Here is a 16,166-nt window from a genome sequence, read left to right as displayed (position 1 = left end):
GCTGAATAAATCTAAAAACCTTGCTGGATAAGACTTTTAGACTTTTTGTCAATCCAAAAGTACCGGCCGTGGGAGTGAGCGGGGGGAAAATTCAGGTACTTTTTCCCTGAAAATTAGGTAATTGACCAGATGAAAATCGGTAAAACCCCACACCCCACACCCTGCCCCCACGAAAAACTTTTTGCCGCAAACCCTATTTAGAGTAAAATTTCCCTGTGTTGAATTGCTAATTTATGGGCGGGAAAACCTTCGTACTCGGCTAAAGTTTTCGTGGTTTCTTTTAACTTTTCAAAGCCTTCAGGGGTGACATAAGCCAAAGTGGAGCGCTTGAGAAAATCATAAACCGAAACCGCCGAATAGGAACGGGCAAAACTTCCCGTCGGCAGCACAGCATTGACTCCGATGGCGTAGGTAGCCATAGAGGAAGGAGTATGATTTCCCAGGAGAATTTCGCCAGCATTTTTAATCTTGCCCAGAATGGCAAAAGGATTACTAACTAAAACCTCTAGATGTTCCGGGGCGTACTCATTGACAAAATCGAGGGATTGCTGCAAACTATCGGTTAAAATTATGCCCCCATAGGCGGCTAAACCCGCCTCACAGAATTCCCGTCGCCAATCCGGGAGTTTTTGCAGGTATTCCTGAGCGTATTCACTAGCAGCGATCGCCAAATCTTCACAGTGGGTGACTAATAAAGCTGCCGAATCCGCCCCGTGTTCCGCTTCAATTAATAAATCCAAGGCCGCTAAACGGGCATCGGTGGACTCATCGGCCAAAACTATCGACTCACTTGGACCGGCCGGCAAACCCACATCCACAGTACCGAACAGTAACCGCTTGGCCGCCGCCCCATAGACGCTGCACGGACCGGTAATTTTGTCAACCCTTTTGATATTTTTTGTTCCCAAAGCCAAAGCAGCGATCGCTTGTACGCCCCCTAATTTATAAATTTCTCTGACTCCAGCCATCTGCGCCGCCACCAGAGAAACGGGTTCCACGTTGCCCTGTTTATCGGGGGGAGTGCAAACGACAACTCTTTCCACTCCTGCCACCATTGCCGGGATGGCTAACATTAACATCATCGAGGGAAAAGCACCGCGGCCCCGGGGAACGTATAAACCCACATTGGGGATAGGAGAGATTTTTTCGCCGGCAAAGACACCGGTTTCAATTTCTGCCAGTAGTGTTTCTTCCGGCATTTGGCGACGATGTACCTCTTGAATATTCCGGAAAGCCTGTTCAATGGCAGTTTTTACTTCCGGTTCAATTAAATGAAAAGCCCGCTCAAATTCTGCCTCGCTGACTTTGATATTTTCTACCGTCGCACCTTCGTAGTCAAAACGCCGCACATAGTCCACAACGCCGGCATCCCCCCGTTCGCGGATGGTTTCTATGACCGTTTGAGCGACTTTGAGGGCGTTATCAATATCTAACTCGGCTCTTTTCTGAAGTTTTGCCCGTTCTGCGCTACTTAATTGCGAAAGTTTTAATATTCTAACCACTATTGCTGCTCCTACTGCCCCCCGTCCTCTCAAGAATAACGGGGAACTGAATCTTTATTTTTATTGTAACCTTTGGGGGAGTGCCGGCTTTTCAGTGATCAGTAAACAGTAACCAGTAATCAGTGAACTGAAAACTCACATCTGATAACTGATAACAAAGGCCGAATCTAAAACCTAATTTGTTAAGCTAAAAGCTTTATTGCCAGATTCTTTCTCTTGCCTCTTGCCTCTTGCCTCCTGCCTCCTTGGGTATAATGCAGATCATGTTTAAGCTCTCTTGCTGTTCTGTAAATGCGATCGCTCTTGGTTTATTATGGGGGGCGATTGGTCCGGTGTGGGCAGAAACGGAGTTAGACCTAGACCCGAAAATTCGGCAAGAAAGCCCAGTTTTAGAGCGTTGGTTAGAAAAAATACCCGATATCGCCGAAGATATTCGCCGCGATCCTAGTTTTCGCACTCGTATCCGTTTAGGATATGCAGAGTTTCCTTCTACCGATAATTCCAGTGGCGTGATTTTGGGGGTAGAAGATGTGTTTTTCGGTCAAACCAGTTTAACCCTAAGCGGCGATTATCAGACGGCTTTTAACGGCAAAAGGACGGCAATAGGAGCCAATTTACAATACTATCTCCTCCCTTTGGGTGATTATGTCAATCTGGCTCCCATGGTGGGCTATCGTTACATTCAAACGGGAAATTACAGCACCGATGGGCTTAACTTAGGATTAAAGCTCAAATTAGCCCTTTCTCGCACGGGGGCAGCAGATATCACCGTCAGTCAGAGTTTTATCTCACCGGGGGGTGCTAACGAGGTGGGATTGACTACTCTTTCGGTTGGTTATGCGATTACCTCTAATTTACGTTTAGCCGCCGATATTCAAGCCCAAAATTCCCGCGCCCGTAAAGATAGCTCCCTAGGAATTTTACTGGAATGGCTGCCCTAATTAGGGTTTGCGGCAAAAAGTTTTTCGGTGGGGGTAGGGTGTGGGGTGTAGGGTGTAGGGTGTGGGGTGTGGGGTGTAGGGTGTGGGGTGTAGGGTGTGGGGTGTGGGGTGTGGGGTGTGGGGTGTAGGGTGTGGGGTGTAGGGTGTGGGGTGTAGGGTGTGGGGTGTAGGGTGTGGGGTGTGGGGTGTGGGGTGTAGGGTGTGGGGTGTAGGGTGTGGGGTGTGGGGTGTAGGGTGTGGGGTGTGGGGTGTGGGGTGTGGGGTGTGGGGTGTGGGGTGTGGGGTGTGGGGTTTTACCGATAAAAACTCACACCTGATAACTGATAACTGATAACTGATAACTGATAACTGATAACTGATAACTGTTCACTGATTAGGTACTAAAGTATTTAGCGGTGGGGTGATAGGTGATAATGGCGGTGGTGGATTGTTCTGGGTACAATTGTTCGCTTTCGTCCATAGACATCCCAATGCGATCGCATCCTAACAGAGCTAGTTGCTTGTATTGATCCTGAATATTGGGACAAGCGGGATAGCCGAAACTATAGCGAGAACCCTGGTAACGCTGTTGCAGTATATCGCGGATATTATCGGGATCGAACTCTGCGAAACCTAACTCGCGACGGATGCGGGTGTGGGTCCATTCGGCCATGGCTTCGGCGGTTTGGACAGCCATGCCGTGATAATAGAGGTATTCGGTGTATTGGTTGGCATCAAAGAGAGATTTAGCGTATTCCGTGGCGATTTCCCCCACTGTCACTGCTTGCATCGGGAAAACGTCGATAATACCGGATTCCTGCGGGGCGAAAAAGTCAGCAATACAGAGACGACGAGCGGATTTCTGGCGAGGAAACTCAAAAATGGCGATCGGTTGCAGATTTTCGGGTTTTTCGCCCGCTTGTATCGATTCGGGATCGTAAATTAACAGGGAATTACCGGACGACTGACAGGGAAAATAACCATAAATTAATGTGGGGTTTAGTAAATTTTCCTTGACAATTTTCTCTTTCCATGCTGCTAGAATTGGATGAACTTTTTCCTGTAAAAACTGGTCGTATTCTTGCTTCGATTGGCTTTTTGGTTTGCGGAATTGCCATTGACCGACAAATAAAGCTTGTAGGTCTAAATACCAGAAAACCTCCTCGATGGGAATTTCTGCTGCTGTTAATATTTTAGTACCCCAGAAGGGCGGTGTTGGTCGGGGAATATCAACTGCCACCGCTTCGGACCGACGGGTATCAATAACTAATTCTTGGTTGACGCTGCCATCGGTAAAAATAGTATCGGGATTAACCTCTAATTCTTCTGCGACAACCGGGGTTTTTTCTGTCTCGGCACACTCCGCTAAAAAGCCTTTGCTATCATCCCATTGACCCCCAGCTTTAGCGGGCATTAATTTATCCATAAAATGCAGGTCAGAGAAGGCATCTTTACCATAGATAACCTGTCCCTTGTAGGTTTTTTGACAGTCATCATGGACAAATTTGGGAGTTAAAGCTGCCCCGCCAAGGATAACGGGAACGGTGATTCCTTTTTCGTTAAAAACCTCCAGATTTTCCTTCATAAAAGCCGTTGATTTCACCAATAAACCGCTCATAGCGATACAATCGGCTTTATGTTCTTTGTAGGCTTCGATGATATTTTCTACGGGTTGTTTAATGCCCAAATTAATCACCTTATAGCCGTTATTTGTCAAGATAATATCAACTAAATTTTTACCAATATCGTGAACATCCCCTTTAACTGTTGCGATAATAAAAGTCCCTTTGGCATTATTATCCCCCTCTTTTTTCTCCATAAAGGGTTCTAAAAAAGCAACAGCTGCTTTCATAGTTTGGGCAGATTGGAGAACAAAAGGTAACTGCATTTGTCCTGAACCAAATAACTCACCCACTACCTTCATCCCATCCAGGAGGAAAATATTAATAATATCTAGGGGTGGATAGTCCTGTAAAGCTTGATTTAAAGCCTCTTCCAGTCCCAATCTTTCCCCATCAATAATATGCTGTTTTAATCGTTCCTCCACGGGTAAATTAGCATTACTAGAGGGGTCTTTTTTAGTAGTTTTACCCGCAAATAATTCGGTTAATTTGGTCAGGGGATCATAAACACATATATCGCCATCAAAACGACGATTATTATAGATTAAATCCCGACAAATTTGCTGATATTCTGGTTCAATTTTTGCCAGAGGAAGAATTTTATTAGCGCTGACGATTGCCCCATCCATCCCCACCTGCATCGCTTCGTTGAGGAAGACGGAATTTAATACCTGACGCGCTGCCGGATTCAAGCCAAAGGAGATATTAGACACACCTAAAAGAATGTGACATTCTGGCAATTCTTGGCGAATTCGGCCCATTGCTTCGATGGTAGCCTTACCATTTTCTCGGTCTTCTTCGATACCGGTAGAAATCGGTAAAGCTAAAGGATCAAAAAAGATTTCGTAGGGAGGAATTCCGTATTCTATCGCCGCATAATAGGCCCGTTTAGCTATCTGGAATTTTTTCTCGGCAGTGCGTCCCATTCCTTCTTCATCAATGGTTCCAATTACTACCCCCGCGCCGTATTTTTTCGCTAAATCCAAGACTTGATAAAAACGCGGTTCCCCGTCTTCGTAGTTAGTAGAGTTGAGGATACATTTACCCCCCGCTACTTTTAACCCCGCTTCCATTTTTTCCCATTCGGTGGAATCTAACATTAAAGGTAGGGTGACATTATTAACTAAACGAGAGGCTAATTGGTGCATATCGCGCACCCCATCCCGGCCCACATAATCGACGTTGACATCGAGAATATGCGCTCCTTCTTTTACCTGAGCTTTCGCCATAGATACTAAACTATCCCAGTCTTCAGCATTGAGAAGTTCCCGACATTTTTTAGAACCACTGGCGTTTAATTTTTCCCCGACAATCAGGAAAGAATTATCTTGAATATAGGGTTGGGTACTATAAATAGAAGCGGCGGAGGGTTCATAATGATAATGACGAGATTTCGGAGTTAAACCTTGACATAGTTCCGCTAAAGCTTGAATATGGTCGGGACGAGTACCACAACAACCGCCGATAATTTGTACTCCCAAATCTTCGATAAAGTGCATTAAAGCCATTTTTAATTCTACGGGAGTGAGGCGATAGTGCGCTTGACCGCCGACATTTTCCGGTAAACCAGCGTTAGGAATACAAGAAACAATAAAAGGGGAATTTTCCGAGAGATATTTAATATGGGGTTTCATCAAATCGGGACCGGTGGCGCAGTTAAGTCCCAAAATATCGATTTTATAGGGTTGTAAAATAGAGACAACGGCGTTAATTTCCGTTCCTACTAACATCGTTCCCATGGTTTCCATCGTCACCGAAACCATTAGGGGCAATCGTTGACCTTTTTGCTGAAATACTTCTTCAATAGCATTTAAAGCCGCTTTAATTTGCAGGACATCCTGACAGGTTTCTACTAATAATAAATCTGCCCCGCCATCGTACAGACCCTCTACCTGTTCCACATAGGCATTTTTGAGCGTATCAAAGTCTATATGACCCAAAGTGGGCAGTTTTGTCCCCGGCCCCATGGAACCCGCCACAAAACGGGGTTTTTCGGGGGTAGAGTATTTATTAGCGCAAGCCTTGGCCAGTTCGGCGGCGGTTTTGTTGAGATAATAGGCTTGATCGGCTAAATCGTACTCGGCTAAAACTATCGAGGTTCCCCCAAAGGTGTCGGTTTCAATCACATCCGCACCCACGGCTAAAAAGGCTTCGTGGACTTTGGCTACGGCGCTAGGTTTAGTATGGACAAGATACTCGTTACAACCTTCGTATTCTGCCCCACCAAAGTCCTCGGCCGTCAGATTTTGGCTTTGTAGGGAAGTTCCCATCGCCCCATCAAAGACGAGGACGGGATGCTTGGGGCCGTTGAGGTAGTCGAGAAAGGGGCTATTCATAGAGAGATTTACTGCTATAGCATTTTGAAAGTTTATTGTAATACGGTTACTAGAAATCTGCTATGGTCGGCATTTCAGTTATCAGTGATCAGTTATCAGTGATCAGATTTGAGTTTTCAGTTATCAACTAGAAGAAACAGGTCGGCAAGCTGTTGGGAATTTTAGTACAAATGCTCAACTATTTCTCCCTGCTATAGTCAACAGCCTAGCACCAGCGATCGAGAAAGCCAATCAATCTAATTTTGTAGAACTAGACGGGCTAAACCAACTCCGGGATAATAATTACCGAGAATTTGTTGATAATCTAGGCCTTTTTCCGCTAATTTATAAGCCCCAGTTTGACTCATGCCGCGACCACCGTGGGCCCAAGCGACAATTTCATCGGTGGCAGCATAAAGAGACTCGACTACACCCCCTTTATAGCTGAGAATCTGCCCAGCAGTGGCATTAACCGCTTGGTGAGTCGATTGATACTCCGAGCGAATGCCTTTATATACCTGCCAGCGTTGGCTATTGCCCAGATGAAACCAAGCATTAGCGGGGCGGATTATATGTACTAGGGCGTAGGAACGAGCGGCGATCGCCTGTGCCTTTAAAGCGTGCATTGGCGCAGTGGAGTGCATTTCACTACCCACCACACTATAGAGATAGGCCTCTAAATTAACATGATTGACCACTAACAAGCGATCGCCTTGGGCAACAAGCAGCACTTTGCCCCGATACCAACTATCATCCACATAAACTAAACCATCGGCACTGGTGGGCTGCACAAAAATCACCTCTGGCAGCGATAAATCGCCCATTTTTAAGCCATTGGCACTTGGAATGACCGGTAAACCCTCGTTAGTGGCAATCGTTTTTAAACCGCGACCTTGGCGATCGGTGATCACCGCCGGCCCGTTAACTCCAATCAAAACACTGGCCACATCCCTTTTGATCGCCACGCGAATTTCTAGGACCGGCGGCGTATAATTAGCGGGAACCGCTAAAGGTTGTCTAGTCACTGGTTTGGCAGCAGCAGCGGGGGCAGTATTAGGGGCAGTATTAGGGGCAGTATGGGCCGATGGTGCTAATTTTTTCGGCGCGGAGGGGGAAGATTGGGGAGAGGGGGATAGTTTCGGCGATGGCGCGGTTAAGGGTACGATCGGAGATGGGATAATAGGAGCAGGGGAGGCAGCAGTCTCTAGATTTGCCTGCGCTTGCGGGGTTTCTGGTTTTTCCTTGGCTAAATAAGTTAAGAGAATTGGCGTAAAAGTGGCGATCGACAGCAAAGGAACGGCACAATGACGCAGCAGGGAAAAATAGGTACTAGCAGCAAATTTCACTTTAATCACACCATCTTTAATTTTCTTATCTAACTTTATCATTCCCCTCTCAGGCCGGGCAATTCTAGAGAAAAAATCTCGTATTCTTGAGCTTGTTAGGACAAATAAGGCTGAAATAGTCAAGAAAAGCCGAAAAAATCCTGATAATTTTTTTTATTTATGCCCACTGATTTGTTCCTTTCAGAGCAAATTATACAACAGAGGGAAATAGGAGAGTAATGATTTTGTAGGTACTGATTATCTTGATACTCAAATTAGTTGACAGAGATGTTTAAGGATTTTGAGAACCTCATATAAATCCCCCGGATTTCTCATGGCAAATAAACGAGAGGTTCCGTATAAAGGTTTACCGTCCCATAATAATTTAACAAATAAAAACTCGGAACCATTGGTCAACATTCCATAATTAGGACGGTTGGGATGAGGATTGACCATTAAATAAGCTAATAATTGCGGTAAACCTACTTCAACGGAATAAATAACCCGTTTTGATTCAATAATCATTACCCATAATTGCTCTTTTAGAATTAAAGTATCTAACCTTCCCTTAATTATTAAATCTTGATCTTCTGTAATAATTTCAACAGACTCTTCTGCTTTAATGTGAAAGGGAAATAGATAAAAGTTACCAATAAATAATAATGGGTCTAAAACCGTCATCCTCACCGAAGTTTCTAAAAAGGGAGGATAATTCAATAAGTTAAAATAACCTGTTTTGATTTTATCTAACAATTCTTTTTCTTGTTCAGAGATTGCTTCTAAGTCTTGCTGCCATTCCCCAAAAAAATGCTCATCTTCTATAAACTCTAGTTGAAAATGATTAATTAAATCTCTGAGAGTGACTTCTTTTGCTTGTAAAATTTGAACCATATTTACCACCTTAATTAAGACTTACGTTAACTGAATTGATAGCCGCAAACACGCACCCTGCGCCCAAACAATCCCTACTCCCAAAACCCATCCTAACCCTCCAGCAAACCCCGCACCTCCTCAATCCCAATCCTCAAAATATCAGCCACAGCAACGAAAATCTCCTCATCAAACCGGGTTCGTAGCGATCGTGAATTGGGATTCTTAGTTATTTTAATAAGATTATTTCAATTTGATCAGGTTAACGGTAAATGAATAATTTGGTTTTCATATTCATTGTCAAAAGAGCCTTTAGCAATTACAATTAATTCTAACAAATTATCACCAACACTTAAATCTTGATTGAGAATAAAAATTCCAGGAACATGACGATTTTGCCTGAAGTGAGCTATTAAATGAACGGGCATAGAGGCACGATTATTTGTCACTAAAATAAAACCCATTACCTCACACCAAATCAAAATTTCTGGATCTAATGTACCTAATTTTGGTGTATCTGGTTCACCAACTACTCGAACAATGATTTCTGGTTCTCGGCGACGCAATTGTTGAGGATACACCGAATTAACATTTTCATCAATTAAATATTTCAGTGTCATTACCTTGCTGTTTGGCTGTTATTTCAGCTTTCAATTTTCTCAGTCGTTCAACCGAAGGCGGAGGATTTTTTTGCTGTTCTTCTCGCATTTTTCTTCCCCATTCTAGCCAGTCGGTGATGTATTGACTCACTTTTTCTTTTTCATGAAGATAATAAAGAATCGTCGCATATACCTGTTCTAGGGTTAAAGACGGATAAGTATTGGCAATTTCTTCGGGAGTTCTCGCTTGGTAAATAAAATCGTATAAAATGGTTTCAATACCGATGCGGGTTTCTTTTAGTCGGATATCGTTAGGGGCAAGAAAATTAAAATAGTCTTCGAGTTGCATGAGTTATCCTAATTGAAGATTCAAACTTCACTTTGTTTTCTAAGTAACATTGTTATCTTAATTATACTTGATCGTTGCCAAATAGTGCGCTCACCTTGGGGTCTTAATTATTGACCTCTCCCCTAGACCCTCTCCTACAAGGAGAGAGGAGAAAGATTTAGCGAAGAGAGCGCAACAACAAACCTGGTTCGTTATTCTCCCCTTCCCTCCCAGGGAAGAGGAGTTAGGGGGGTTAGGTCAAACCCATCAACTATCATGATAGAATAAAAAAGCGAGATAGAGAAATTATAATGATTAGAGTTTATGCAGATACATCAGTATTTGGTGGTGTTTTTGATGATGAATTCCGAGAGGAAAGCCTAACTTTTTTTGAGCTAGTTAGGGTCTGCTGAAAAAGTTTTTCCTGGGGACAGGGTGTGGGGTGTGGGGTGTGGGGTGTAGGTTTTTACCGATTCTCATCTGGTCAATTACCTAATTTTCAGAGAAAAAGTACCTTAATTTTCCCCCGATCACTCCCAGAACTGGTACTTTTTGATTGACAAAAAGTCTAAAAGTCTTACCCAACAAGGTTTTTAGATTTATTCAGCAAACCCTAGTTAGAGGAGGTAAACTAAAACTGATAACTTCTTCAGTTGTTTTAAGAGAAATTGAACCTGCTCCTGAGAAGGTTCGACAATTTTTTTGCAGAGGTTATAACCTATACAGAGTTAGTTGAAATTACTGAATCTGCTTTACAACTGAGGCAAGCTTATATTGATTATGGTGTGGTGACTCAGAAATCAATGTTAGATGCGCTTCATGTTGCTTTAGCAAGTGTTGCTGGATGTACCATGATTGTCAGTTGGAACTTTAAGCATATCGTCCATTTTCCAAAAATTCCTCTTTACCGAGCGATTAATGTAATCAAGGGATATTCACAGCTAGATATTTATTCACCTCTGGAGGTTATTAATTATGAAGGTTAAGCAATTTGATTGTGTGGAAATGAAACGGTTGAGTAGCGAAAAAATCTATGAAGACATTAAAAATATGAAAATAAAGGAAGAATTAGCCTATTGGCAACAAGCTACTAAAGAGTTAGAAAACCTCCAAAGTCAATCATAGTTTAGCGAAGGGATCGCAACTACAAACCTGGTTCGTTATTCCCCCCTTATTTCGCAGGGAAGGGGGGTTAGGTCATTCGGGCGATTTTTCATGTTGGCAAGGTCATATTCTGGTTTCATGGTTTTATTATCGATAATGTTTACTTTCGTTTTTATCCGTAAAAGTCCTCATTTAGAATCTGTTCAGGTGTGAAAGGACAAGCGAGGGGATACTCACTTTCTTGGGGAATACGAATACCAAATTGAGCGCGTTTACCCTGTTTGATGGCGACTTTACGAGCGCTGGAATAGGCTTGTGTGATGGAGATTAAGAGATAAGATTTAAGAGAGGGAGTCTTAAGTAAATCATCTTGAACGCGCTGGCGATGCTCATCTACTGAATTATACCAACTTGCTTTCATTGTCTCAGGAGCATCATGCTGTATCTTTAATTTGAGTAAGTGAATCAACAAGACCATTAAGTTGCTCTCTAAGGCGCGTTTCTCTGACTTACCCAAATCTTTTAACTCCTCAATTAAGTTTTCTATATCCAGTTGTTCAAACTGTCGATTCTGTAATTGATGAATAGTTTGCTCAATCCACAACTGAAGATCTTGTTCGTAAAGTGTTGTGGGATTTTCTTGAATGTCCGATTGTTTTAATAAGTTCATTTGGCTTTCATTAAGTTAACGGTAGATGAATAATTTGGTCTTTATATTTATTATTATACTTGATCTTTACCAGATAGTGTGATCGCATTGGGTTCTTAATTATTGACCTCTCCCCTGGCCTTTCTCCTACAAGGAAAGGGGAGAGAATTTAGCGAAGGGAGCGCAACAACAAACTAGGTTTGTTGTCAAGGCTCTCGCCCGAACAAGTTTAACCTGTTTTCTTTAGATAGTGAGGAGCTAAATGGACATAACCCTATTGCCCAAATTGGGTAACTTATCTAGAATAAGTATATGAAGAGAGGAGGAGACGTGATGGAGTATCAGAATTTTTCGCTCATTAAAGAAGATATTCAGGCTGATGCTTGCGGACGGATTAGCCTTGGGACTCAATGTAGCAACCGTCACTATCGGATACTGATGAATACAAGCGGGGAACTTCTTTTGGTTCCCATGGTGGCGATTCCAGAGGGAGAACTATGGGCTTTTCAGAATCCTAGTGTCCGCGAGTCGCTCAAACGGGGGCTCGCGGAAGCCAGCACGGGAGATTTCGCTGAAGAAACAGTCGATTTAGACGCTATGCTTGAGTTTGCTGCATCTATTCCTGAAGAAGTCGAGGAGTAATTGAATTTCTCTTTACGACAGACACAGGAAGCTCGAAATACTCTATCTGAATTGCGAGCAGAAGCGGAACAGGCTCAAAAGACTCGCCTAGCTCAAGGTAGGACAAAAGCATCGAAACAAGAGGGTCTCTACAAACAGGTAACAAAAGCCCTCAAGCTCCTCAGTACAAACCCAAGACATCCGGGACTAAAAACCCACGAATTTAATTCCCTCGACAACCCTTATGATTCAACACAGAAGGTTTTTGAAGCCTACGCCCAACAGAATACACCGGGAGCCTATCGAATTTTCTGGTGCTATGGACCTCATTCGGGGGAAATCACCATTCTCGCTATTACACCTCATCCGTAGATCACAACATTGTAGGGGCGAAGCATTCGGGCGATAACCTATCGCTGAAACCGTAGATTTCCTATCCGAATGCTTCGCCCTTACTTTTTCAGCAAGCCCGAAATAGTTAGCGCTGAAGCGCAACAACAAACTAGGTTCGTTATTCCCCCCTTATCAAGGGGGGCAGGGGGGATCGAACCTAAAATCCATTTTTAATTTAATTATAATCAGCTACTTACGTTAACTGAATTGATAGCCGCAAACACGCAGCCTGCGCCCAAAACCCATTCTAACCCTCCAGCAAACCCCGCACCTCCTCAACCCCAACCCCGAAAACAGAAGCAATACCGACAAGAATCTCCTCATCTTGCGTTTGCCAATAAAGAGCAACAAGACTAGGCAAAGAATAGGTTTGTACACTGTAACTATCGTTAAATTCTGCCCAAATTTGTAAGGCTTGCAGGTAATAACTTTTGGCTTGGCTCAATTCCCCAACTCCTTCGGCTACCATTCCCAACTGGTGCAGGGTGCTGGCTTGGGAGAAGCGATCGCCATATTCAATGTAGATCTCAATAGCTTGCTGGTAGTAGCTTCGGGCTTGCTCCCATTCCCTCAATTCTTGCGCTACCCTTCCCAAATGGTGCAGGGTTCTGGCTTGCCCGTAGCGATCCCCATATTCAATATCGATTTCAATAGCTTGCTGGTAGTAGCTTCGGGCTTGCTCCCATTCCCTCAATTCTTGCGCTACGATTCCCAACTGGTGCAGGGTGCGGGCTTGCTTGTAGCGATCCCCATATTCAATGCAGATCTCAAGAGCTTGCTGGTAGTAGCTTCGGGCTTGCTCCCATTCCCTCAATTCTTGCGCTACTATTCCCAAATTGTGCAGGGTGGTGGCTTGGGAGTAGCGATCGCCATATTCAATATCGATTTCAATAGCTTGCTGGTAGTAGCTTCGGGCTTGCTCCCATTCCCTCAATTCTTGCGCTACCCTTCCCAACTGGTGCAGGGTCGTGGCTTGCTCATAGCCCCCATATTCAATAAAGATCTCAAGAGCTTGCTGGTAGTAGCTTCGGGCTTGCTCCCATTCCCTCAATTCTTGCGCTACCCTTCCCAACTGGTGCAGGGTTCTGGCTTGCAAAGATTGCTTAACTTGACTGTAACTTTCACTAATTGGCTTGAGTAATTCGAGGCTTTTTTGGTAAATCTCTTTCGCTTTCTGATAATTTTTACTTAGTAAATATTTGTTTCCTGCCTCAGCAATTGTAGCAATGATTTCTATTGCCACCTGCCCTTGTTTGGCTTCAGGGGGATAGTTTTCAAAAGTTTCGAGAACGAACTCTAGGAGCTTTAAATTAGTCTGAGTATCTTGGTTTAAATCCAGATAACCATGCAAGCAAGTAATAATACTAAATACGCTTTCTTGCTGATTGAGAGCGATTTGCAACGCATTAAACAGATTTTCATACTCCCAGCGACAGAACAATATCCCCCACTGCTTCTCTTGCGGATTTTTGGAATTTAGCAAGTTATTATAAGAACCTGCCAAGTCTCGGTAATGATTCTTAAAACCCTCCCCAATTGCTGCTTGTGTCTCTGGTGCTAATTCCTTTAACTTCGTTTTTAGGAAGTAGGGAAAAATGGGTTGAATCGTCAGAAAATCTGGCATTTCTTCACTCATCGGCGAAAGCAAACCCCAATGAATCGCTTCTTCTATCGCTGCATCAAATTGGTCAAACTGATAGCCTTGTAAAGGTTCTAATTGCTGTAGTTGTTGGCTATAATTAGGAATATCAGATCGATCAATAAACCCACTAAAAGGTGCTAAACAGAGTAACAACTTCTGCGCCTCCTCCGACAAATTACTGTGGGAATATTCCACACATTTGATGATATTATTAGTCTTATCCTCATCCCCCACATTAACTAACTCCGCCAACTGTAACCCTTGCCAAATCTCCTCCGGTGACTGTCGCTTCAGATTCGCTAATACCACTTCCATCGCCAACGGATATCCCGCCAACAACTTCATCAAGCGCTTAAAATAATCATCCTTTTTAATCGCATTTTTCCGACTCTTCGCCTGACGTTCTAAGATTCTCTCCGCTAATTCAGTTCTCGACTCTTGGTCTAATCCTTGTAAGGGATAGATATTCTCCTTAAAAGTCCTGCGTTGCAGCCAAGTTTCCTCACTGCGAGAACCCAAAATCACCTTCGTTTTTCCCCCGACCAAATTCTTGAGAAATTCGGCGATTTCTTCCCTTTCATTCTCCGGTAAAGTATTCTGAATTGCTAACGGTTGTCCCGTCACCGACTCCAGATTATCTAAAATGAGAATATACGCCTCACTGCGGAGTTTTTGCTCTAGTTTCCTTACTCGCGCTTTCAGGTTCATCGCTTGGAAACTCGCCTGTTCAAAGCGATTATAAATTACCTGACCAATTTTATGGACAATCTGTTCTAACGTCCAAGCTTTTCTATCATAACCAAAATAGAAAATATGGGTCGCCCAGTTGGTTTTCTGCCACCATTCTCGTAGATAATTGAGTAAGGTAGTTTTTCCTGTCCCTCCCATTCCTTTGAGTAAAAGGATATTATGTTTCAGCAGCGCCTTTTCCATCTTGAGAATTTCTAAATCCCTGCCGACAAAGCCGTATTCTGGTAAAGGAAAGACATATTGATTGCCGATATGTTCCCAGTATTTTTCTTCCTCTTCTGGAGTAAATGGACGCAAATTGAGATTAATTTTACCGCGACAATAAATCACCGGTAATAACCAATCTTCTAAATCTATTATCGTGTTATAATAGGCGCGGCGTTGCTTATTATTGAATAACTCTAACCGTCCCTTTCGCATCGCTTCCGTTAGGTCTTTTCCGTTCAATAATTGCTGATAAATTGGTTTCATCATCAACTTAGCTGCAGAAACCGTCACCGAATATCCCATCGCCACCACTGCTTGCATTCCCGCAGTCATCAAACGACTTCCTAAACTGGTTTCCCGATAGTCTTCTGATTCCTGGGAAATTTGCTTTGCTGACTGACAAGCATTGAGAATACAAATAGGGATATTTTTCCCAGTGAGTAAATTCGCTAATTCCGTCGCTTCTACCGGAGTCGCTTGACCTTTTTCTTCTCCTTCCAGAAACAGAAAAGCTTTTACTCCCTCATATTCTGCTAAATCCTCCAGTCCCCATCCCCTTTGATAGCGCCAAGAATCCCCGTGAACCTGTCTTTGGTACTGTTCATATTCCATCAATCCGCCATGAACATCGAAATGAATAACATGATAGTATCCTTCTCCCTTCTCATCCAGATGTCTGGTTAGTGATTCATAAGTTCCGGGACGCAATATATCAATTTTTACCGGTATTTCACTACTATTTACCAGTTCTACCAAAGGACGGGAAATCGTGCGATAGTTAACATCAGATTCCTCATTAGGACGCGCAATCACCACCAGAAGATTGATAGTAGGATAAGTGGCCATTTGCACCGGGACAACTGTAGCCCCTCGACGCTGGCGGGAGATGATACAATCTATAGAAAAAGGACGCGGTAAATCAGGATCTTTCAGCGCTTCCCAATGTAAAGCTTGAAATTCTGGCGACTGACTTTCGATGATAATTTGCAGTTGACTTAACTGCTTTCGCAAGTCTCGATATTCCCCATAAGCATTTAAATTACTCTGGAAAACCTGTTTAAATAGGTTTTCGCCATAGTTTTGGACACTGTTGGCGGCTTTTTGCGCTTTATCCGTCTCTAGCGTCGGAAATACTAACCATTCCTCAAAGTACCATTCTAGGTCTTTTTCTTCTTGGTTAGTAAAGGGGTCAGTAACCGTAATTGGGTAGCTGTTACCGCTATCAAAATTGAGAGTAGCAGTAAAGCCACCATCGTTAATTCCTTCTTCGCGGATGGTGAGGACTAACATAGAGATAAGTTTAGAATTGTTCTATTACA

The 16,166-nt window shown here is 43.4% G+C and carries 13 protein-coding genes; 5 read left to right on the top strand and 8 right to left on the bottom strand.

Going from position 1 to position 16,166, the window contains the following annotated elements; translation table 11 throughout:
• Positions 1-197: 197 nt before the first annotated feature.
• Complete coding sequence (hisD, locus tag O9295_RS20925; RefSeq protein ID WP_002798851.1) at positions 198-1,502, bottom strand: histidinol dehydrogenase; 1,305 nt, start codon at positions 1,500-1,502, stop codon at positions 198-200.
• A gap of 254 nt (positions 1,503-1,756) precedes the next feature.
• On the opposite strand from hisD, the gene O9295_RS20920 reads away from it, so the two are divergent.
• Positions 1,757-2,443: a hypothetical protein gene (locus tag O9295_RS20920; RefSeq protein ID WP_041803978.1), complete on the top strand. Its 687-nt coding sequence runs from the start codon at positions 1,757-1,759 to the stop codon at positions 2,441-2,443.
• A gap of 373 nt (positions 2,444-2,816) precedes the next feature.
• Here the strand turns inward: O9295_RS20920 and metH are convergent, their stop codons facing one another.
• The 5 genes from metH to O9295_RS20895 all read right to left on the bottom strand — a co-directional run bounded on the left by metH (position 2,817) and on the right by O9295_RS20895 (position 9,502).
• Positions 2,817-6,380 carry a methionine synthase gene (metH, locus tag O9295_RS20915; RefSeq protein WP_288035049.1) on the bottom strand — a complete coding sequence of 1,188 codons (3,564 nt, stop codon included), beginning with the start codon at positions 6,378-6,380 and terminating at the stop codon, positions 2,817-2,819.
• Between the two features lie 236 nt (positions 6,381-6,616).
• A complete protein-coding gene (locus O9295_RS20910) occupies positions 6,617-7,747 on the bottom strand; it encodes a SpoIID/LytB domain-containing protein (protein ID WP_288035048.1) in 1,131 nt (376 codons plus the stop codon).
• 207 nt (positions 7,748-7,954) lie between these two features.
• Positions 7,955-8,575, bottom strand: a complete 621-nt coding sequence (locus O9295_RS20905; RefSeq protein ID WP_288035046.1) for a type I restriction endonuclease — start codon at positions 8,573-8,575, stop codon at positions 7,955-7,957.
• 236 nt (positions 8,576-8,811) lie between these two features.
• Positions 8,812-9,174, bottom strand: a complete 363-nt coding sequence (locus tag O9295_RS20900) for a DUF5615 family PIN-like protein (RefSeq protein ID WP_002798845.1) — start codon at positions 9,172-9,174, stop codon at positions 8,812-8,814.
• On the bottom strand, positions 9,152-9,502 hold the full coding sequence (locus tag O9295_RS20895) for a DUF433 domain-containing protein (RefSeq protein ID WP_288035045.1): 351 nt from the start codon (positions 9,500-9,502) through the stop codon (positions 9,152-9,154). The genes O9295_RS20900 and O9295_RS20895 overlap by 23 nt, the downstream gene beginning before the upstream one ends.
• A 647-nt stretch (positions 9,503-10,149) precedes the next feature.
• Here O9295_RS20895 and O9295_RS20890 point away from each other — a divergent pair.
• Together O9295_RS20890 and O9295_RS20885 are read left to right on the top strand one after the other, a co-directional pair.
• The gene (locus tag O9295_RS20890; RefSeq protein WP_287972029.1) at positions 10,150-10,467 is read left to right on the top strand and encodes a PIN domain-containing protein; all 318 of its coding nucleotides are present in this window, start codon (positions 10,150-10,152) and stop codon (positions 10,465-10,467) included.
• Positions 10,457-10,606, top strand: a complete 150-nt coding sequence (locus O9295_RS20885) for a hypothetical protein (RefSeq protein ID WP_170915468.1) — start codon at positions 10,457-10,459, stop codon at positions 10,604-10,606. Before O9295_RS20890 ends, O9295_RS20885 begins: the two co-directional genes overlap by 11 nt.
• Positions 10,607-10,757: 151 nt before the next feature.
• On the opposite strand, the gene O9295_RS20880 is transcribed toward O9295_RS20885, so the two are convergent.
• Positions 10,758-11,255 carry a DUF29 domain-containing protein gene (locus tag O9295_RS20880; RefSeq protein ID WP_002798842.1) on the bottom strand — a complete coding sequence of 166 codons (498 nt, stop codon included), beginning with the start codon at positions 11,253-11,255 and terminating at the stop codon, positions 10,758-10,760.
• A 312-nt stretch (positions 11,256-11,567) separates the two neighbouring features.
• Between O9295_RS20880 and O9295_RS20875 the strand changes: the two genes are divergently transcribed.
• Positions 11,568-11,876 carry a hypothetical protein gene (locus O9295_RS20875; protein ID WP_288035052.1) on the top strand — a complete coding sequence of 103 codons (309 nt, stop codon included), beginning with the start codon at positions 11,568-11,570 and terminating at the stop codon, positions 11,874-11,876.
• On the top strand, positions 11,877-12,227 hold the full coding sequence (locus tag O9295_RS20870) for a hypothetical protein (protein ID WP_002775598.1): 351 nt from the start codon (positions 11,877-11,879) through the stop codon (positions 12,225-12,227).
• Between the two features lie 268 nt (positions 12,228-12,495).
• On the opposite strand, the gene O9295_RS20865 is transcribed toward O9295_RS20870, so the two are convergent.
• On the bottom strand, positions 12,496-16,137 hold the full coding sequence (locus O9295_RS20865) for a tetratricopeptide repeat protein (RefSeq protein ID WP_288035043.1): 3,642 nt from the start codon (positions 16,135-16,137) through the stop codon (positions 12,496-12,498).
• Between the last annotated feature and the right edge of the window lie 29 nt (positions 16,138-16,166).

Origin of the sequence: Microcystis sp. LE18-22.4A, assembly GCF_027531105.1 — a bacterium.
GTDB classification, from domain to species: Bacteria; Cyanobacteriota; Cyanobacteriia; order Cyanobacteriales; family Microcystaceae; genus Microcystis; species Microcystis aeruginosa.
This window is presented reverse-complemented; position numbering and strand designations above follow the sequence as displayed.